Below are 19051 nucleotides of genomic sequence, written 5' to 3'. Positions count from 1 at the left end.
AAGGGCAGCCCGAAGGCTGCCCGTGTTGCATACGGTTTCTGAGCGTTACTTAAACAGATCGGCGCTGACGGTCAGGTTACCGCCGCTCTGGTTAGACCACTGACGCGTGACGTGGTAGTACTTCGCGCCTTTGGCGATCGCACGTTTACCCACTTCTTCAGAGATTTCAGTTGGTGTACTGAAGTGGCCGGTAAAGGTCACGCTGTCGAACGGCTGCATCTGCGCGGCGGTAATGGCATTTACTTCCTGCACGCTCTTGCCGTTAGGCAGAGTGACAGTGTAACGCTGACCGCTGGAGCTCTGCGTTTCAAAGAAGCGACCGACGTTCTTGCTCGGGGTATCGGAAGAGGCCACGCCCGGGATCTCAACGTTCTTGGCTGCGGCACCGCCGGCAGCCAGTGCCGCTTTGCCCGCTTCGGAGTCGGCCGGGATCAGGTTAGACGACTGCTGCACCACTCGCTTAGGCGCATCGGCCTTATAGATGTAGGCGGTAATCATCTGGTTGCCGCCGTTGTTGGTATCAATCTGGCGAATGATAAAGAAGGACGCCGCCCCCTTATCTTTGGCTGAACGACTGATCGCATCGTTAACATCCGGCTGGCTGCGGAAGAAGCCGCTGGCGCTGACGGTGTCATACGGCTCCAGGGTGTAGGCTTCAGACTTGGTCAGTTCGCGCACGCCGTTGATCACGCGATCTTTATTCTTCACCGCCTCTGGGGCATCTGCGCGATACAGGTCGGCCGTCACGTTCCAGTTACCGCCGTTGCCGTTGGTATCGTTGATGCCCTGAATGTAGTAGGAGGCGGCACCGAGCGCATCAGCACGTTTAGATACTGCGCTGCTGGCTTCATTAATGGCATTAAAACGACCATTGATGGTGATCCGATCAAACGGTTTCAGCGCGGCGGCTTTCTCCGGCGTCAGTTCCTGTGCCGCATGGACTGCGGTTAATGATGTGAGTGACAACAGGGCTGATGCCAGGATGGTGTTCTTCAGCTTCATAAAAATAATCCTTCGCCTTACGCAAAATGAGTACGAAAACGTGCTGGAGTCTTGATGTTCAACAGATTAGCTCACGATTATTACATGTAATAATGCCTCTGTCTCAGGCATTTTTTATGGTTTTATGCGGGGGGGTATTCCGATTTTTGGAATAGTCAGGAAAGCTCGCTGAATCGTGTCGTTTTTTCATTCCATACCACTTATGCAGGTAATAGCTACCACTTTACTCGTTAATGCATTGTTAATTAATAGGATTTGATAAGAATACACTGAGATTGTTAAATTTTTTCGTAGCAGATTATAGTTGGTTTAGCGGGTAATTCAGGTCCAATATAGGGTTTAACCGGGCCTGGACTGAATTTTTATAGGTAAAGTGCTCTGCAGTGCTCGTGGTAGCTGGATCGAAAGACACATTTTCAGTAGGTTATAAACAGTTTGAAACAGGATGGTTTCGGTCATAGAGGCCGGAGCAGTATCAACAAACCGTCATACTCTCTGATGAAAGGGAAGAATATGCTTATTGGTATTACCAAAGAACGGTTGGCCAACGAAGCCCGCGTGGCAGCAACACCGAAAACGGTGGAACAGCTGTTATCACTCGGCTTCAGCGTCACCGTAGAAAGCGGAGCGGGTCAGCTTGCCAGCTTTGACGATGCGGCCTTTGTGGCCGCCGGGGCCACCATCACCGACACGGCCAGCGTCTGGCAGTCGGATATTATCCTCAAGGTTAATGCGCCGGATGATGAAGAAATCGCCCTGACGCGCGAAGGCAGTACCCTGGTCAGCTTTATCTGGCCCGCACAGAATCCGGCGCTGCTGGAAAAACTGGCGGCGCGTAAAGTCACCGTGATGTCGATGGATGCGGTGCCGCGTATTTCGCGCGCGCAGTCGCTGGATGCGCTCAGCTCCATGGCCAACATCGCCGGCTATCGTGCGATTGTGGAAGCCGCTCACGAATTTGGCCGCTTCTTTACCGGGCAGATCACCGCCGCGGGCAAAGTACAGCCTGCCAAAGTGATGGTGATTGGTGCGGGCGTGGCCGGTCTGGCCGCGATCGGTGCCGGGCGCAGCCTGGGGGCGATCGTGCGTGCCTTCGATACCCGTCCGGAAGTGAAGGAGCAGGTGCAGAGTATGGGTGCCGAGTTCCTTGAGCTGGACTTCGAGGAAGAAGCAGGCAGCGGCGATGGCTACGCCAAGGTGATGTCCGAAGCCTTTATTAAGGCTGAGATGGCGTTGTTCGCCGCTCAGGCCGCGGAAGTGGACATTATTGTCACCACCGCCCTGATCCCGGGCAAGCCTGCGCCTAAGCTGATTACGGCAGAAATGGTGGCCTCAATGAAACCGGGCAGCGTGATCGTCGATCTGGCGGCGCAAACCGGCGGCAACTGTGAGCTGACCGTGGCAGATAAGGTTACCGTCACCCCGAACGGCGTCAAGATTATCGGCTATACCGATCTGCCGAGCCGCCTGCCGACGCAGTCCTCTCAGCTCTACGGTACTAACCTGGTCAACCTGCTGAAGCTGCTGTGCAAAGAGAAAAACGGCGAAATCGTTATCGACTTCGACGATGTTGTGGTACGCGGCGTGACCGTGATCCGCGATGGCGAAGTGACCTGGCCGGCACCGCCGATTCAGGTTTCCGCTGCGCCTAAAGCGCCGAAAGTGGAAGTGAAAGCGGAAGCAGAATTGAAAAAACCGGCGTCGCCGCTGCGTAAGTATCTGCTGCTGGCGTTGGTCATCGTGCTGTTTGGCTGGCTGGCTAACGTGGCTCCGCCGGAATTCCTCTCGCACTTCACCGTGTTTGCGCTCTCCTGCGTGGTGGGATACTACGTGGTGTGGAACGTCAGCCATGCGCTGCATACCCCGCTGATGTCGGTAACCAATGCCATTTCCGGGATCATCGTGATCGGTGCGGTTCTGCAGATTGGCCACGGCGGCTGGGTCAGCTTCCTGTCGTTTATCGCGGTGCTGATTGCCAGCATCAATATCTTTGGTGGCTTCACCGTCACCCAGCGCATGCTGAAAATGTTCCGTAAAAACTGAGGGGTTTGTCCATGTCTGGCGGATTAGTGACTGCAGCATACATCGTTGCTGCGATCCTGTTTATTTGCAGCCTTGCCGGGCTGTCTAAACATGAAACCTCGAAACAGGGGAATATTTTCGGCATCAGCGGTATGGCGCTGGCGCTGGTGGCGACTATCTTCGGCCCGGACTCCGGCAATATTGCCTGGGTTCTGCTGGCGATGGTGATTGGTGGTGCGATCGGCATCCGTCTGGCGAAGAAGGTCGAGATGACCGAAATGCCGGAACTGGTGGCGGTACTGCACAGCTTCGTTGGTCTGGCGGCGGTACTGGTGGGCTTTAACAGCTACCTCGACCACGCTCCGGGCCTGCTGCCGGTGATGGAAAACATCCATCTGACCGAAGTATTTATCGGCATCTTTATCGGCGCCGTCACCTTCACCGGTTCGATCGTCGCCTTCGGCAAGCTGCGTGGGAAAATCTCCTCCCGTCCGCTGATGCTGCCGCATCGCCACAAGCTTAACCTGCTGGCGCTGGTGGTCTCTTTCCTGCTGCTGATCCTCTTTGTGCGTTCAGAAAGCGTTGGTGCGCAGGGCTTCGCGCTGCTGGTGATGACGCTGATCGCGCTGGCGTTTGGCTGGCATCTGGTGGCGTCTATCGGCGGTGCGGATATGCCGGTGGTGGTATCCATGCTGAACTCCTACTCGGGCTGGGCGGCGGCGGCAGCGGGCTTTATGCTCAGCAACGACCTGCTGATCGTCACCGGTGCGCTGGTGGGTTCAAGCGGTGCGATCCTCTCCTACATTATGTGTAAAGCGATGAACCGTTCGTTTGTCAGCGTGATCGCAGGGGGCTTCGGTACCGACAGCAGCTCAACCGGCGAAGCCGAAGAGATGGGCGAATACCGCGAAATCGACGCTGCGGGTACCGCAGAACTGCTGAAAGGCTCCAACTCGGTGATCATCACCCCGGGCTACGGCATGGCGGTTGCGCAGGCGCAGTACCCGGTGGCTGAAATTGCCGAGAAACTGCGCGCGCGCGGCATCTCCGTGCGTTTCGGTATCCACCCGGTTGCGGGTCGTCTGCCTGGCCACATGAACGTGCTGCTGGCCGAAGCAAAAGTGCCTTACGACATCGTGCTGGAAATGGATGAGATCAACGATGACTTCGCCGCTACCGATACCGTGCTGGTGATTGGCGCTAACGACACCGTTAACCCGGCGGCGCAGGAAGATCCGCGCAGCCCAATCGCCGGTATGCCGGTGCTGGAAGTGTGGAAAGCGCAAAACGTGGTGGTGTTCAAGCGTTCAATGAATACCGGCTACGCTGGCGTGCAGAACCCGCTGTTCTTTAAAGAGAACACCCAGATGCTGTTCGGTGATGCGAAAGCCACCGTCGATGCGATTCTGAAGGCGCTGTAAGCCGCTCAGGCTGGAGGATATGCCCATTTCCCGGGTTACCTGAAGCCTGCAAGAAGTGGAAAATAACAGGGGCGACCGTTAACCGGTCGCCCCTTTTTCATTGTCAGCTGAAATCAACGCCTCGGGAAGGGGGATTATTCCTCGTCGAGAATGATGGCGGGCGCTGAGCAAGGCGGGATTACTGTTTCTTCTCCGGGTCCTGGGTACCGATAAAGAAGTACCACAGCGGGATGGAGAACAGCAGGGTAAACACGCTGCTGTAAATCACAATCATAAAGAATTCAGAAATATACAGCTGTACCGGCCAGGTAGACAGCGGCATGTTGTATTCCTGAATGGCCCCGCCAATGATCGCGCGGGTCATGATAACGGCTACGATAATGAAAACGCAGGCCTGGGCGGTCAGAAAATTCCTTCTCTTTTTGCCCGGTGGTAAAAACGCCATAAAAAACTCCTGTATGCTGTTCAGAACTTCACGTTAACTTTTGCCCACCAGGTACGGCCTGGCTCGTTAACCGGGGTATTGGACGAGTAACCAAAGCTGCTGTTACCCGCCAGATTCAGATGTTCGCTATACGCCTGATTGAAAATATTATCAACGCCCGCGCTCAGTTTGAGGTGCGGGTTAAACTGCCAGGCCGCATTGGCGGAGAAAATACTGAAGCCGGGGCTGCGGCTGAAATCTTTGCCGACGACGCTCCCCTGATTCAACGCAATGCGATCCTGATGGCTGACCATTCGCAGCAGAGCGCTGGTGCTGAACGGTCCGTTTTCCCAACCCAGCCCGAGCCGGGCATCCAGCGGCGGCATCTGCGGCAGGGCCACGTTATCGCTGCGGTTTTTACCCCATGCCCAGGCCAGGCTGGCATCCGTTGACCAGCGTTCTGTCAACTGGTAACGATAACCCGCTTCGGCACCCATAATAGTGGCGTCAACGTTGCTGGCCCGGCTATTACTGCTGTCGGCCGCATCGTAATTAAACAGAATAAAATCGTTTACCCGGCCGACGTAGGCCGACAGCCAGCCGTCAAGCCGCTTGCCGGAATACTTAACGCCCACATCCAGCTGGGTGGTTTTCTCCGGCTTGACCGTATCAAACGCCGCGGAATGGCCATCCGCGCCGGAGGAGGGCGAGAATAACTCCCAGTAATCCGGGAAGCGCTCGGTGTAACCAACGCCAGCATACAGCATCAGCGGCACGTCGTTGAGCGTATGCTCCAGCCGCATAAACCCGGCGGGGAGCGTATCGCTGCGCTCGCCTTCACCGCGGGTGCTGAAATTATCCACCCACGTGCGATCGAGCCGCGCTCCACCGACGATTTTATCCTGTTCGCTGGCCGACCAGCTCAGCTCGCTGAACACGCCGACATCGTGGAAGCGGGCATCTTTACGCCAGTCATCGCCGCTGCGTTTGCGGTGGGTGCTGGTCTGCATATCCATACCGCTTTCGAGCGTTACGTCGCCCAGCATCAGCGTGGCCATCGCCCGGCCACCAACGGTACGGCGATCGAGCCGGCCAGACATTCCGCTGCTCATATCCATCCCGCCCATCGCCATGCCACCCATGCTGCCCATTCCGGCAGTCGGCGAGCGCAGGGTGATATTATCCATAATATGGTCGGCATAGTTGTAATAAATTTGTGCCTCAACCTTTTCCAGCACCTCTCCGATGTTCGATTTTTCAAAACGCAGGCCGAGGCTTTCGCGTTTAAACTGCGAGCCGTCCATACTGCGCCCGGCGTAGCGGGCCTCACCGTTCCCGCGCCCGGCGCTCAGCTCCAGCAGCGTATCGGCGTCCGGCGTCCAGCCCAGGGCGATATCGGCATTCCATTTATCCCAGCGGGAGGCAACGCGATCGCCGTTGCCGTCCTTGTAATCATCCGATCGCGACTTGTTGCCCAGCAGGCGCAGATACCCCTGATCGCTGCCGAGGCTGAGGTCCGCATTCTCATCGTAGCGATGATTAGACGCGGCCAGCAGGCTGGCATCTCCTTTGATCCCCGGTTCGGTGAACTGCGGCGGCTGGCGCTCAAAGCGCACAGTGCCCGCCGAGTTTCCCGGCCCCCACAGCACGGTTTGCGGTCCTTTGGTGATGCTCAGCAAATCGTAGCTTTCCGGTGAAATATACGAGGTCGGGGCATCCATCCGCGCCGGACAGGCACCCGGCATTTCTCCGCCGTCGGTGAGGATGCGCAGGCGCGAGCCAAACATCCCACGAAATACCGGGTCGCCGTTGGTACCGCCATTACGCACCTGGGCGAAGCCGGGAATGGTTTTCAGGTAGTCGGAACCGTCGCTGGCCGGCACCGGCTGGCGCGGCGTTTTCGGCGAGGTCACCACGCGTAACGGATTGGACAGCGGCGCGGTCACGGTAATTACCGCATCGTCGTTCACGGCGGGGTGATGAGGGGCAGAGGCCGCCTGGCTTTGCCACGCAAGGGAAAGCGCTGCGCTCAGCACTGAAATACGCAGGGGAAATGCGTTCATGTATTTTTCCTGTTTTAACAATCCTCGCCAGCGCCCGTTAATTATTCTTTCCCGTTTTCTTATGCTGTTATTTAGCGATGCAGAGTGAACGGGTTAATTAGGGCGTACGAAGTCCTGTGATCATCACATTATTATTTTACTGTCGCGGCGAACTGTTTATCGCGCACGAATAATAGATTGAATAGAGAGTCAGGAATTAAAACAGCGGCGGGGCGCGGGGCTGGCAGGGGCCGGGATAAACGGTAAGATGATAAACGGGCTGCGGGCGGACCGCCGGCGACTGGCTTATCCGCAGCATCAGCAAAATAACGGGGATGAAAATCCACACCAGCATCGGTACGTGAACCAGCAGCTGACAGTAGCCGCAGGCAAAATCGTCCATCATGCCCATGCCCATGCCCATGCCCATGCCCATATTCATGGTATGAGATTTGACGGGATTGACGGGGTGTTGCATTTGGCGGGGTGAACTGTTTTCTACGCTGCTGTGGCTGCTGTGGCTGCTGTGGCTGCTGTGGCTGCTGTGGCTGCTGTGGCTGCTTTCAGCGGCCATGTCGGCCATGTTCATCTCATCGTCCGTCGCAGACATATCGTGCAACGCGGCGGCGCTCGCATCGGCGGACTGGCGGTGCATCAGAGACTGCGAAATGTCCGGCGCAATAAACAGCAGCAGGATCGCCAGTATGGCGATCAGTGCAGGTATCCGGCGCTGTGACAGACGATATAAAACCAAAAGGGCAATCTCTGGCAAAGTTAAATGACCGGCTGAGTGTAACGGCTTTTAATTATAATGTTAAAGGATAATTCTTATCATTCAGATGTTTTTTAACGTGAATGCACAGGGAATAAATTATCATCAGCAAACAGGTAGTGAATTAAACATTTATTTAACATTATATCCGCGCTGTTTATTGTTATTCCTGTTCACCTGCCAGGAATATATTACCGCTGCGAGTGAAGAGTGAAGAGTGAAGAGTGAAGAGTGAAGCTGGAGATAGAGATAGAGATAGAGAGTGGTGCGAAGGCCTCTGTGTACAAAATGATGGGGCACAGGATTACTAAAGAGCGGGGCGCAGCCGGGTAAGGCTTAACGTCTGCGCCCACGCGCGGGTTAATCGTCTTCGTCGTCGTCCAGTTCCACCGGTGAGGCGAAACCATCAGGCTTAATCGCTAACAAATCGCATCGCAGATGGTCGATCACCTGTTCCGCGGTATTGCCGAGGAATGCGGCGGAAAGCCCGGTACGTCCGATCGTTCCCAGCACCACCACGCCGACCGACAGATGATCGGCCAGCTCCGGGATAACCTCTTCCGGCAACCCTTTTTCCACGTGGGTGAATTTCTCATCAATGCTGAACGACTGGCGCAAGGCCTTCATCGCCACCAGGTGCTGGCCACGAATCGCATCGTTATACACGCTGGGGTCAAAGTCAGGCAGCTCAATCGCAATATTGATTGGCGTAACGGGATAGGCACCCACCAGATGAACTTCGGTATGATTGACGCGTTCGGCCAGGTCCAGCGTCTCTTTCACCAGCTTGGTGTTCAGCGGATCGTGGTGCGGCTCCTCGCTGGCGAGGTTCACGGCAACCAGCGCTTTAGCCCCTTCAGGCCAGACCTGATCCTTCACCATCCATACCGGGCAGGGACATTTGCGCAGCAGATGCCAGTCGGTCGGGGTGAACACTACCGCCTGCAGGCGATCGTGCTGGTGAGTCATCTTAATCACCAGGTCATGCTGGTTATTCAGCACTTCCTGAATAATCGCTTCGAACGGGCGGTTATGCCACACCACCTTAATATCAATTTGCACTCCGGCGGCCAGATAGGCCTGCGCCTGCTGGCGGATCCACTCAGTGCGCTGGCTGATCACGCCTTTACGCATCGTTAAGCGTTCGTCAGGCGACAGCAGGGTGGTCATCTCGTAGGAGAAATCATAGATCGGAAGAAAGCAGGTAATCTTACCGCCAAGGCGCTGGTTCAGATACACCGCGCGCCGCAGAGCCGGCTGGTCGTCCTGCTGCGGGTCGATAGCCACAAGGATGTTTTGATAGTTAGCCATAATGGGTTCTCCATACACTGAGCGTGTCAGTTAAAGATAGCCCAATCAGACAAAAGGAAAAAGGGGAAAAGATATTGCCGGATCAATAAAATAACAAATATTGACCCGGCAAATCGTCAGGCGATAGCCCTGCTTTGGCCAGCGAGCTGGGAGAGGATTTCATGATTTTCAATCGTGATATATTTGCCTTTCACCGCCAGCATTCCATTTTTCTGAAAGCGGCCAAGCAAACGGCTGATCGTTTCTACCGTTAATCCCAGGTAGTTACCGATATCGCCCCGCGTCATCGTCAGGCGGAACTCGCGCTGGGAGAACCCGCGCTGGCCGAAGCGGCGTGAAAGGCCATAGATAAACGCGGCCAGCCGCTCTTCGGCATTCTTCTTCGACAGCAGCAGGATCATCTCCTGGTCGCCTTTGATTTCACCGCTCATCAGACGCATCATCTGCTGGCGCAGGCTGGGCATTTTCCCGGATAGATCGTCGAGGGTTTCAAAGGGGATTTCACAGACCATCGCGGTTTCAAGCGCCTGGGCAAAGCTGGGGTGCTGGCTGCCGCTGATCGCATCGAAGCCAACCAGATCGCCCGCCAGATGGAAACCGGTAATCTGTTCATCGCCCTGTTCGGTGATGGTATAGCTTTTAATCGTACCGGAGCGGATAGCGTAAAGAGACTTAAGCTCGTCGCCGGCTTTGAACAGCGTCTGGCCTTTCTGAATCGGCTTTTTGCGCTCGATAATATTATCCAGCTGGTCCAGTTCGTGTTCGTTAAGCGTGAAGGGGATACAGAGTTGACTGATGCTGCAATCCTGGCAGTGAATAGCGCAACCACCTGATTGTATGCGTCGACTGATAATTCTCTTTTCTGGAATCATAATGTACGCTCGATGATAATTGACTGATATCAATTTTACCGTTTTGACTTACAAAATGAAACTCGTCAGAGCAGTTTTAGCCACATAAAAGCTGGGGACGTCATTAACAATTGTTATCTGCGTGAATTATATGAGAAAAAACATTCCATTAACGAACTTAAATCTACTTAATTAAGTGTTTGCGATAAGATTTCTGCGTCATTGAGCGATTATTCAGAGCATTGTGCTGCCGCTCACCATCATAATTTACACTTAATTGCCGTCCTGTTTCACACAGTAAAACCGGCTTCAGCGCAAGATTTCGCGTTTTACCCCTGCATCTTGCTAAACTCGTCCGGTGAACATCACACGAAATGGGCTGATTTAGCGCGCCGCCGGTGCCCGTAAACGGAGTGAACGATGACCTTCGACCCTGATGAAAACGATATCTTCCGCCACGCGATGGAAGATGTGACCCCGCTGAAAGACTGCAGCAGCATCCTGTGGCAGAAATCCCCTTCAGCGAAACCGCAGCGCGATCGGCAGTGGGAAGCGCAGTTAGATAACCCGCTGACCACGGGGCTGCTGGAGGTGGTGCCGGGTACGGTGCCGCTGGAATATCTTGCCGACGGTATTCAGCCGGGCGTGCTTGAGAAGCTCAGGCAGGGGAAATATCCGCCGCAGGCCAACCTGAATCTGATTAAGCAGTCGGCGGAAAATTGCCGCCAGACGCTGTATCTGTTTATGCAGCAGGCACTGCGGGATGATATGCGCAACCTGCTGATTATCCACGGTAAGGCGCGCCACGATACTTCGCATGCCAATATCATTCGCAGCTACCTGATGCGCTGGCTGCAGCAGTTTGACGAAGTACAGGCGTTTTGCAGCGCGCTGCCTCACCACGGCGGCAGCGGAGCCTGCTATGTGGCGCTGCGCAAAAGCGATCGGGCGCGGCTGGAAAATCGGGAGCTGAACGCCCGGCGCAGCCGCTGAGCGCTAGCCGGAAGGCGATTTTCGAATGGTGGCCAGCAGGATCTCCGCGCTCAGGCTGAGCGGCACGCCGGACGGCGTCAGGATACCCACCGGCTCGCCCGGCCCGTGCGACGCAATGGGCAGGGCGACCAGCGAGTTATGCTGTAAATCCTCTTTGATCGCGCCAGACGGCACGAACCAGACGTAGTTGTAGCGGAGCGCGAGCTGGCGGGCAAGCGAAGTGGCAGACGTCTCGACCAGCATCGGTGGCAGGCTGCAGCCCTGTTCCTTTAACATCGCTTCGGCCAGCCTGCGCGGAGCGGTGCCCTCTGGCGAAATCACCACCGGCCACGACATGGCGCGCGATAGCGTGACGTTGTCACTCATCAGCGGATGATCCGGGCGCACCACCAGCCGCAGGGACTCAAGGAACAGCAGCTCATAGGTCAGCCCGGTCATCATTTCCGCATCGGCCATCCGGCCAATACCCACGTCAAACTCGCCGGCCTTTAGCCCGGCAATCAGCACGTTATTGTGCAGCGTCGCCACCTGTACGATGGTTTGCGGCCGCTGCTGGTGGAACCTGTCGAGAATGGAGGGCAGCATGCCTAATGCTACCGTGGTTAACACGCAGACGCGCAGCACCTCCGGTTCCTGAGGCAACGGCGTATTAAACGACTGGCCGGCATGATTCAGCGCATCAAGCACCCTGACCGCGTGGGTCAGGAACTGTTCGCCCATCATGGTCAGCTGCGCGCCCAGCCGGCCGCGTTCGAACAGCCTGGCCCCGGCGAGTTCTTCCAGCTCATTCAGCGTCTTGGACAGCGCCGGCTGGCTGAGCGAAAGGGTTTCTGCGGCGCGGCCGAGCGTGCCCTGTTGCGCAACGGCAACAAAGGTATGCAGGTGGCGCAGTCGAATGCGCTGATTAAATTGATAATTTTTATTCATAACCCAGATTAGTTATCTGGCTGTACTACTGGCAAGCGCTCAGTATGGATTTTGTTAACCTTATTGCAAAATTTCATTAACATTTGAGCGGTGAAGCAGGGTAACCATTACTTTTCAGGACGTTAATTTCCTCATCCTTAATGTGCGTTTATGCTTCAAACTGATTCAACCTGCTGCAATTAATCAGGAGAACGCCATAACAATCCGTTATGATAACGGGCTATTTTTCGGTTCATCAGCCAGGGAGTACGGAGTGGACAGTGCCGCGGCCATCGATATACATGCATTAATTAATCGTAATGCATTAAGCCGTTACCAGAAGTGCATCATTGCGCTATGTTTTGCCGTTGTCGCCATGGACGGGATGGATATTGCACTGATGGGCTTTATCGCCCCGGCGCTGAAAACGGCGTGGGGCGTCAGCAATCACCAGTTGGGTGCGGTGATCAGTGCCGCGCTGATCGGTCTGGCGCTGGGTGCGATGTTTGCCGGCCCGCTGGCTGACCGGTTTGGTCGCCGGGTGATTATTATCAGCAGCGTGTTTTTCTTCGGTCTGTGGACGCTGGCGACTGCGTTCTCGCAGAACCTTGACCAGCTGATGCTGTTCCGCTTTCTCACCGGGTTAGGGCTGGGCGCGGCGATGCCTAACGTGGGGACGCTGGTGGCGGAATATTCCCCGGAACGGAAACGCGCCTTTCTGATTACCGTGGTGTTCTGCGGCTTTACCTTTGGTGCGGCCAGCGGTGGTTTTGCCGCCTCGTGGCTGATCCCAAACTATGGCTGGCACGCCGTGCTGATTCTCGGCGGTGTTCTGCCGCTGATGATTGTGCCTCTGCTGCTGCGCTGGCTGCCGGAATCGGTGCGCTTCATGATGACGCGAAACGCACCGGCCTGGAAAATTCGGCAGATTGTCGAAAAGATGCACCCCGGCATGACCACCGATCGCTGCCGGTTTGCGCTCAGCGAAATCACCACTACCGGCGGAGCCGTGCGGCTGGTTGTCTCCCGGCAGTATCTGTTCGGCAGCATTATGCTGTGGGGCAGCTATTTTATGGGGCTGTTCCTGGTGTATCTGATCGGCAGCTGGCTGCCGTCGCTGGTGAAAGATATCGGCATGACCGTCACCCAGGCGGCGCTGGTGACCGCGATGTATCAGGCGGGCGGGACGGTTGGATCGCTGTTTGCCGGTTGGGTGATGGACCGCTTCAATGCCAACCTGGCCCTGGCGGCAATCTATTTCACCGGGGCGATTGCCACGGTGTGCATCGGCTTTGCGCCGGCAGACGTGATGATGCTCAGCGCCGTGGCCTTCTGCAGTGGCTTTTGTCTTAACGGTGCCAACACCGGGATGAATGCGCTCTCCGCCAGCTACTATCCCACGCGCGCCCGTGCGACAGGGTCCAGCTGGATGCACGGCGTTGGCCGCGTCGGCGCGATTATCAGCGCCTTTGCGGGTGCGCAGATGCTGTCAATGGGCTGGAATATCACCGACGTCTTCTCTTTCCTGGCAATCCCGGCGGTGTTAACCACCCTGATGCTGGTAGCCAAATCCCGCTATGGTTACCGGCCCCAGCGGTAATGTTTGCTCTGGTGTTCACCACCTCCGTTTGGAGGTGGTTTTTTCACTCACTACTGCAGGCGACTGTCCTGCACCAGCGTAAACCGCCCCGGACCCAGCAGCATCACCGCCAGCGCACCGAACAGATACAGCGCCTCACCTTCCAGTGCCCATGCGCCGACCGAGGTGCGATCCCAGAACGCCCCGGTTTTCACCAGCAGCGTGGCCACCACCAGGTTAATCACCACCACAAACGCCGCCGGGCGGGTCATCAGCCCGATAATCATCATCGCCGGTGCCAGAACTTCACCAATATAGGCACCGTAAGCCACAAAACCTGGAACATTGTGAGCCTGTAACAGCTTCTCAATCCAGCCAACGCCGTGTTCCAGCTTGAAAACACCATGAAACAGCAGTAGTGCGCCCAGCGAGACGCGCAGCACCAGTTTGCCCAGATCGGGGTGATCGCTGAGCCGGATAAAACCGTTGTTTAGCGAGGAAAACATAAGTGAAGTCCTTAACGTTATGGGGAAGTGCCCGGCGGCATAAGGCATGTGCCGCAGGCTGGCGATGGTGACACACGTCAGGATCGGCCTCCTATCAGCATAATCTGCAAATCATTTTTCACCAGCCGGGAGCACAACACCGCTGAACGGAGCGTGCCTGAGAGGTCAGCCAGCCCCCGTCTCCTCCGGGGCTGCAAGCCAGCTGACCAGTTCATCCAGCAGCGGCGGTGCCTCCTCTGCCGGGCGGCGGATCAGGCTGTAGAGCGCGCCGGTCTTCACCCGACCGCTAAACGGTGCAACCAGCCGCTGCATCGCCAGATCTTCGGCAATCAGCGTTACGTCGGCCACGGTCACGCCGTATCCCTGAATCGCCGCGCTGATCGCCAGGTCCATGGTGGCGAAATGCTGATTACGCAGCAGGGCGATGGTCATCCGCTGTGATTTCAGCCACAGCTGCCAGTCGCGGCTGTCGGTGGTGGGATGCAAAAAGGTCATGGCTGCGAGGCGCTGTTCAGTAAAAGAAGAGGACGCCAGCAGGCCCGGGGCGATGACCGGCGTCAGCTCCTCCTCAAATAAACGCATGCCGCGACCGCTGGTGCCATAGAGGATCGCGGCATCATAATGTTCCAGCTGGCTGCTGTGATCGACCGTGGTGGTCAGGGACACGTGCAGGTCGGGCCGGCGTTTTTCCAGCGCCACCAGCTTCGGCAGCAGCCAGCGCATGGCGCAGGTGGGGGCTTTTAAGCGGATCACCGCCTGCTGCCGGCTGGACTGCGCCGCGTCAAAAATCTGCTGATAGCCCGCCTGCAGCGCCGGGAGCAGGGCGGAACCCTGCGGCGTTAAGCGCAGGCCGCGCGCGTGGCGATCGAACAGGCTGAAGCCAAGCCAGGTTTCCAGCGAAGCAATCTTACGGCTCACCGCCCCCTGGGTGATGCACAGCTCCCCGGCGGCACGGGTCAGGTTGAGATGGCGCGCGGTGACAATAAAAGCGTGGATCGCGTTCAGCGGCAGCGGACGCTGGGACATAGGAGTACCTGAGCTATGTTTAAAAGTCATAGCTATTATGACAACAATTCGCTTGTCGGCTCAAGCCGCGCAACGTTGAATAGAACAAACGAAATTCATCCCGACCGTGACCCCCTCTGACTGGAGCTTCCATGACTATCACCTCTTCGGTGCAGCAGCGCTCAAAATTACCGGATGTCGGCACCACGATTTTCACCGTGATCGGCCAGCTCTCTGCCCAGCATAAAGCCATTAACCTGTCGCAGGGCGCACCTAATTTCCCCTGCGATCCGGCCCTGGTAGCGGGCGTCAGCCGGGCGATGCAGCAGGGGCATAATCAGTATGCGCCGATGACCGGCGTCACGGCCCTGAAGCAGATTCTGGCGGAGAAAGTTGAAACCCTGTACGGGCAAAAATACGATGTCGCCAGCGAAGTGCTGATCACCGCCAGCGCCAGTGAGGGGCTGTACTCGGCGATTGCCGGGCTGGTGCACCCGGGCGACGAGGTTATCTTCTTCGAACCGGCTTTTGACAGCTATGCGCCGATCGTGCGTCTGCAGGGCGCGACGCCGATTGGCCTCAAGCTCCAGGTGCCGGATTTTGCGATTAACTGGGATGAAGTCAGCGCGGCAATCACCTCGCGTACCCGGATGATTATCATTAATACGCCGCACAACCCGAGTTCCCAGGTGCTGAGCCGTGAGGATCTCGACCGCCTTGCGGCGCTGACCCGTAACACCGATATCGTGGTGCTTTCCGACGAGGTTTACGAACACATTCTGTTCGATGGCCGCAAGCATAACGGCATGGCGACGCATCCCGAGCTGGCGCAGCGCAGCGTGATTGTTTCTTCCTTTGGCAAAACCTTCCACGTTACCGGCTGGCGCGTCGGCTACCTGCTGGCCCCGGCCGAGCTGATGGAAGAAGTGGTCAAGGTGCATCAGTTTATGATGTTCTCCGCCGATACGCCGATGCAGGTGGCCTTTGCCGACTACCTGCAGCAGCCGGAAAACTACCTGGGACTGGGCGCTTTCTATCAGCAAAAACGTGACCTGATGGCCTCACTGCTCAAGGATTCGCCGTTTACGCTGCTGCCGTCTGCCGGATCGTTCTTTATGCTGGCCAGCTATGCGGATTTCAGTGACGAAACGGACAGTGAAATGGTACAACGTCTCATCGTTGATTACGGCGTGGCCACCATTCCGCTGTCGGCGTTTTATACCGATGGAACCGACAATAAATTGATCCGTCTCTCTTTCGCAAAAGACGAAGCCACCTTGCAGGCCGGCGCTCGCGCGCTCTGCCAGGTCAAGCCTCGCTAATCAGTCATCATGAGGGGAAGTGAATGAAGAAGTTGAATGCGCTGTTTGTGGCAATTGGCCTGCTGACGTCGGTTTCGGCGCTGGCACAGGAGACGCTGCGTTACGGTCTGGAATCTCAGTATCCACCGTTTGAAAGCCGCAACGCATCCGGCGAGCTGGAAGGTTTCGATATTGAGCTGGGCAACGCGATTTGCCAGGCCGGTAATTTCAAGTGCAGCTGGGTGGAAAGCAGTTTTGATGCGCTGATCCCGGCGCTGTCGGCGAAGAAGTTTGATGCGATCAACTCGGCGATGAATATCACCGAAGCGCGCGCGAAGAGCATCGGTTTTACCAAGCCTATCTACCGCATTCCAAGCATGCTGGTCGGCAAAACCGACTCGGGCCTGAAGGATGCGACTCCGGAAGCGCTGAAGGGTAAGAGCATCGGCGTTCTTCAGGGCTCCATTCAGGAAACCTACGCCAAGCAGCACTGGGAGCCGAAGGGCGTAACCGTGACGTCCTATCAGGATCAGAACCAGGTTTATAACGATATGGTTGCCGGTCGTCTGGACGGAACGCTGGTGATGTCTGCCGCGGGCCAGTCTGGCTTCCTTGATAAGCCGCAGGGCAAGGGCTACGGCTTTATCGGTAAGGCGGTAGAGGACGATACGATCCTCGGCACCGGTATTGGTTTCGGTCTTCGCAAGGACGATACCAAGCGGAAAAGCGAGCTGGATGCGGCGATTACCAAGGTGCAGACCGACGGTACGCTGACTAAGCTGGCGGCGAAGTTCTTCCCGGGAATTGATGTTTCGGTGAAGTAATTCGATCGAAACCCCGGACAGGCCGTTTTACGTGGTGTCCGGGAGTACGCATTCGTCAGGCCGTTATCCTTTGGGATGGCGGTTTTTTTTTGCGGTGATACTGGCGATCGGCGTGCAGTCTCCGCGACAGCCGGGCGGTCCTCGCGCCGCTTTGCGGTGCCTTCGGTTACAGCAGTGCGCCTGCCGGACCGGCCTGGAGCGGGCGTCCTGCCCGCGCCATGCCTGATGTCAGCATCCCTGCTGCCATCTCCTGGCTCACCGCATTCACCTCAGCGCTGCGGATTACCCGTCAGTCGCGGAGGCTGCGCGCCTGTGGGTAATCTGCTCGCTGTTTTAAATTCCCGGTGTACAACAAATCATTACTGAATGAATGATGTATTTTTTTCGCTGGGAAAAAGGGAACAGAGGCACAGTATCCGCGATTTTGTTGCGGAGATACTGGCGATCGGCGTGCAGTCTCCGCGCCAGCCGGGCGGTCCTCGCGCCGCTTTGCGGTGCCTTCGGTTACAGCAGTGTGCCTGCCGGACCGGCCTGGAGCGGGCGTCCTGCCCGCGCCATGCCTGATGTCAGCATCCCTGCTGCCATCTCCTGGCCCACCGCTTTCACCTCAGCGCTGCGGATTACCCGTCAGTCGCGGAGGCTGCGCGCCTGTGGACAATCTGCTCGCTGCTTTAAACATCGTGATCGTCGATAAATTCCCAGGTTTTGGGCACATCAATTCTGTAATGAACCGGTCATTTACTGTGAAAGCCATCGCATATGCAGCAAAGCGGGTGGCTGGGGTCTTCCTGAAGGGCAATCCGCAGCGCTGAACGCAGAGAGGAAGCCCGGATTTGTCCACAGGGACGTGGGCAAAAGGCGCAGTCGCGCAGGACGCGCGTCTGCGGCGGTCCGTCAGGCTGACGAACGAAGAGAAGGGACCGCAAAGCGGCGCGAGGACCCGCCCGGCAGGAAGACCCCAGCCTACCAGCGTCAGCACCCAATCCACAGGCAACATCCGCAGCCCGCCAGTCAGGCACATAACCCACAAAATGATCCCCATGCACACAAACTTCACCCACAGAAATATGTTCTTTATTGCCGCTGTCTACGCCTGAATTGCAGCAACGAACCGGCCATTTACCGTGAAAACCACCGCTTATGCGGCAACGAACTGGTCATTTACTGTGAAAGCCATCGCCTATGCGGCAATGAGCCGGTCATTTACTGTAAAAGCCATCGCATATGCAGCAAAGCGGGTGGGCTGGGGTCTTCCTGAAGGGCAATCCGCAGCGCTGAACGCAGAGAGGAAGCCCGGATTTGCCCACAGGGACGTGGGCAAAAGGCGCGGCCGCGCAGGACGCGCGTCTGCGGCGGTCCGTGAGGCTGACGAACGGAGAGAAGGGACCGCAAAGCGGCGCGAGGACCGCCCGGCAGGAAGACACCTGCCCACCAGCGTCAGCACCCAACCCGCAGGTAACGAACCCAGCCACCAGCGTCGGCACCCAATCCACAGGCAACATACGCTGCCCACCAGCGTCAGCACCCAACCCGCAGGTAACGAACCCAGCCACCAGCGTCGGCACCCAATCCACAGGCAACATACGCTGCCCATCAGCGACAGGCCCCATCCAAAGGCAACATACACAGCCCGCCAGTCAGGGACATAACCCACAAAATGATCCCCGCGCACACAAACTTCACCCACAGAAATATGTTCTTTATTGCCGCTGTCTACGCCTGAATTGCTGCAACGAACCGGCCATTTACTGTGAAAGCCATCGCTTATGCAGCAATGAGCCGGTCATTTACTGTAAAAGCCATCGCATGTGCAGCAAAGCCGGTGGACAGGTGTCTTCCTGAAGGGCAATCCGCAGCGCTGAACGCAGAGAGGAAGCCCGGATTTGCCCACAGGGACGTGGGCAAAAGGCGCGGCCGCGCAGGACGCGCGTCTGCGGCGGTCCGTAAGGCTGACAAACGGAGAGAAGGGACCGCAAAGCGGCGCGAGGACCGCCCGGCAGGAAGACACCTGCCCACCAGCGTCAGCACCCAACCCGCAGGTAACGAACCCAACCAATCAGCGACCAGAGTCACTGGCAAAGCCGCGCCACCC

Annotated in this window: 16 protein-coding genes; 7 read left to right on the top strand and 9 right to left on the bottom strand. The window is 56.9% G+C overall.

Annotated elements, in window-relative coordinates:
• Positions 1 to 45 precede the first annotated feature (45 nt).
• Positions 46 to 1002, bottom strand: coding sequence for a DUF1471 family protein YdgH (ydgH, locus tag PGH32_RS08045; RefSeq protein WP_314420516.1), 957 nt, complete (start codon positions 1000 to 1002; stop codon positions 46 to 48).
• Positions 1003 to 1515: 513 nt separating this feature from the next.
• Here ydgH and pntA point away from each other — a divergent pair.
• Entirely contained in the window at positions 1516 to 3045 is a 1530-nt protein-coding gene (gene pntA, locus PGH32_RS08040; protein WP_337893723.1) for a Re/Si-specific NAD(P)(+) transhydrogenase subunit alpha, read from the top strand.
• 11 nt (positions 3046 to 3056) lie between these two features.
• Positions 3057 to 4445: a Re/Si-specific NAD(P)(+) transhydrogenase subunit beta gene (gene pntB, locus PGH32_RS08035; RefSeq protein ID WP_337893722.1), complete on the top strand. Its 1389-nt coding sequence runs from the start codon at positions 3057 to 3059 to the stop codon at positions 4443 to 4445.
• Positions 4446 to 4623: 178 nt separating this feature from the next.
• Here the strand turns inward: pntB and PGH32_RS08030 are convergent, their stop codons facing one another.
• From PGH32_RS08030 to PGH32_RS08010, 5 genes are all read right to left on the bottom strand, one after another.
• Entirely contained in the window at positions 4624 to 4890 is a 267-nt protein-coding gene (locus PGH32_RS08030) for a DUF2534 family protein (RefSeq protein ID WP_314420510.1), read from the bottom strand.
• A gap of 20 nt (positions 4891 to 4910) precedes the next feature.
• The gene (locus PGH32_RS08025; RefSeq protein WP_337893721.1) at positions 4911 to 6932 is read right to left on the bottom strand and encodes a TonB-dependent copper receptor; all 2022 of its coding nucleotides are present in this window, start codon (positions 6930 to 6932) and stop codon (positions 4911 to 4913) included.
• A gap of 196 nt (positions 6933 to 7128) precedes the next feature.
• Positions 7129 to 7665: a DUF2946 domain-containing protein gene (locus tag PGH32_RS08020; RefSeq protein WP_337893720.1), complete on the bottom strand. Its 537-nt coding sequence runs from the start codon at positions 7663 to 7665 to the stop codon at positions 7129 to 7131.
• 378 nt (positions 7666 to 8043) lie between these two features.
• Positions 8044 to 8994 (bottom strand): universal stress protein UspE, encoded by a 951-nt coding sequence (gene uspE, locus PGH32_RS08015; RefSeq protein WP_314420505.1) that lies wholly within the window; start codon positions 8992 to 8994, stop codon positions 8044 to 8046.
• 116 nt (positions 8995 to 9110) lie between these two features.
• Positions 9111 to 9866: an FNR family transcription factor gene (locus PGH32_RS08010; RefSeq protein ID WP_105594649.1), complete on the bottom strand. Its 756-nt coding sequence runs from the start codon at positions 9864 to 9866 to the stop codon at positions 9111 to 9113.
• A gap of 399 nt (positions 9867 to 10265) precedes the next feature.
• Between PGH32_RS08010 and smrA the strand changes: the two genes are divergently transcribed.
• Positions 10266 to 10838, top strand: a complete 573-nt coding sequence (gene smrA, locus PGH32_RS08005) for a DNA endonuclease SmrA (protein ID WP_337893719.1) — start codon at positions 10266 to 10268, stop codon at positions 10836 to 10838.
• A 3-nt stretch (positions 10839 to 10841) separates the two neighbouring features.
• Here smrA and PGH32_RS08000 read toward each other — a convergent pair whose 3' ends face one another.
• A complete protein-coding gene (locus PGH32_RS08000) occupies positions 10842 to 11765 on the bottom strand; it encodes a LysR substrate-binding domain-containing protein (protein WP_337893718.1) in 924 nt (307 codons plus the stop codon).
• 253 nt (positions 11766 to 12018) lie between these two features.
• Between PGH32_RS08000 and PGH32_RS07995 the strand changes: the two genes are divergently transcribed.
• Positions 12019 to 13344: an MFS transporter gene (locus PGH32_RS07995; RefSeq protein ID WP_337893717.1), complete on the top strand. Its 1326-nt coding sequence runs from the start codon at positions 12019 to 12021 to the stop codon at positions 13342 to 13344.
• A gap of 50 nt (positions 13345 to 13394) precedes the next feature.
• Here the strand turns inward: PGH32_RS07995 and PGH32_RS07990 are convergent, their stop codons facing one another.
• Both PGH32_RS07990 and PGH32_RS07985 read right to left on the bottom strand, forming a co-directional pair.
• Positions 13395 to 13829 carry a DoxX family protein gene (locus PGH32_RS07990; protein ID WP_337893716.1) on the bottom strand — a complete coding sequence of 145 codons (435 nt, stop codon included), beginning with the start codon at positions 13827 to 13829 and terminating at the stop codon, positions 13395 to 13397.
• Between the two features lie 165 nt (positions 13830 to 13994).
• Positions 13995 to 14855: a LysR family transcriptional regulator gene (locus tag PGH32_RS07985; protein WP_337893715.1), complete on the bottom strand. Its 861-nt coding sequence runs from the start codon at positions 14853 to 14855 to the stop codon at positions 13995 to 13997.
• Between the two features lie 131 nt (positions 14856 to 14986).
• Here PGH32_RS07985 and PGH32_RS07980 point away from each other — a divergent pair, with 131 nt between their 5' ends.
• From PGH32_RS07980 to PGH32_RS07970, 3 genes are all read left to right on the top strand, one after another.
• The gene (locus tag PGH32_RS07980; RefSeq protein ID WP_105594640.1) at positions 14987 to 16156 is read left to right on the top strand and encodes a methionine aminotransferase; all 1170 of its coding nucleotides are present in this window, start codon (positions 14987 to 14989) and stop codon (positions 16154 to 16156) included.
• A gap of 23 nt (positions 16157 to 16179) precedes the next feature.
• Positions 16180 to 16959 (top strand): transporter substrate-binding domain-containing protein, encoded by a 780-nt coding sequence (locus tag PGH32_RS07975; protein WP_314420491.1) that lies wholly within the window; start codon positions 16180 to 16182, stop codon positions 16957 to 16959.
• Positions 16960 to 17609: 650 nt separating this feature from the next.
• The gene (locus PGH32_RS07970; RefSeq protein ID WP_337893714.1) at positions 17610 to 17771 is read left to right on the top strand and encodes a hypothetical protein; all 162 of its coding nucleotides are present in this window, start codon (positions 17610 to 17612) and stop codon (positions 17769 to 17771) included.
• Positions 17772 to 19051 lie beyond the last annotated feature (1280 nt).

This window comes from Erwinia sp. SLM-02, assembly GCF_037450285.1.
GTDB lineage: Bacteria > Pseudomonadota > Gammaproteobacteria > Enterobacterales > Enterobacteriaceae > Erwinia.
The sequence above is the reverse complement of the archived record's forward strand: the minus strand, read 5'-3'. Positions and strand labels throughout refer to the sequence as shown.

Excerpts from the sequence above, each read along its gene's own strand:
- smrA (WP_337893719.1), top strand. The coding sequence starts at position 10,266 with ATGACCTTCGACCCTGATGAAAACGATATCTTCCGCCACGCGATGGAA.
- PGH32_RS08025 (WP_337893721.1), bottom strand. The coding sequence starts at position 6,932 with ATGAACGCATTTCCCCTGCGTATTTCAGTGCTGAGCGCAGCGCTTTCC.
- PGH32_RS07975 (WP_314420491.1), top strand. The coding sequence starts at position 16,180 with ATGAAGAAGTTGAATGCGCTGTTTGTGGCAATTGGCCTGCTGACGTCG.
- PGH32_RS07990 (WP_337893716.1), bottom strand. The coding sequence starts at position 13,829 with ATGTTTTCCTCGCTAAACAACGGTTTTATCCGGCTCAGCGATCACCCC.
- PGH32_RS07980 (WP_105594640.1), top strand. The coding sequence starts at position 14,987 with ATGACTATCACCTCTTCGGTGCAGCAGCGCTCAAAATTACCGGATGTC.
- PGH32_RS08010 (WP_105594649.1), bottom strand. The coding sequence starts at position 9,866 with ATGATTCCAGAAAAGAGAATTATCAGTCGACGCATACAATCAGGTGGT.
- PGH32_RS08000 (WP_337893718.1), bottom strand. The coding sequence starts at position 11,765 with ATGAATAAAAATTATCAATTTAATCAGCGCATTCGACTGCGCCACCTG.
- PGH32_RS08030 (WP_314420510.1), bottom strand. The coding sequence starts at position 4,890 with ATGGCGTTTTTACCACCGGGCAAAAAGAGAAGGAATTTTCTGACCGCC.
- uspE (WP_314420505.1), bottom strand. The coding sequence starts at position 8,994 with ATGGCTAACTATCAAAACATCCTTGTGGCTATCGACCCGCAGCAGGAC.
- ydgH (WP_314420516.1), bottom strand. The coding sequence starts at position 1,002 with ATGAAGCTGAAGAACACCATCCTGGCATCAGCCCTGTTGTCACTCACA.
- pntB (WP_337893722.1), top strand. The coding sequence starts at position 3,057 with ATGTCTGGCGGATTAGTGACTGCAGCATACATCGTTGCTGCGATCCTG.
- PGH32_RS07985 (WP_337893715.1), bottom strand. The coding sequence starts at position 14,855 with ATGTCCCAGCGTCCGCTGCCGCTGAACGCGATCCACGCTTTTATTGTC.
- pntA (WP_337893723.1), top strand. The coding sequence starts at position 1,516 with ATGCTTATTGGTATTACCAAAGAACGGTTGGCCAACGAAGCCCGCGTG.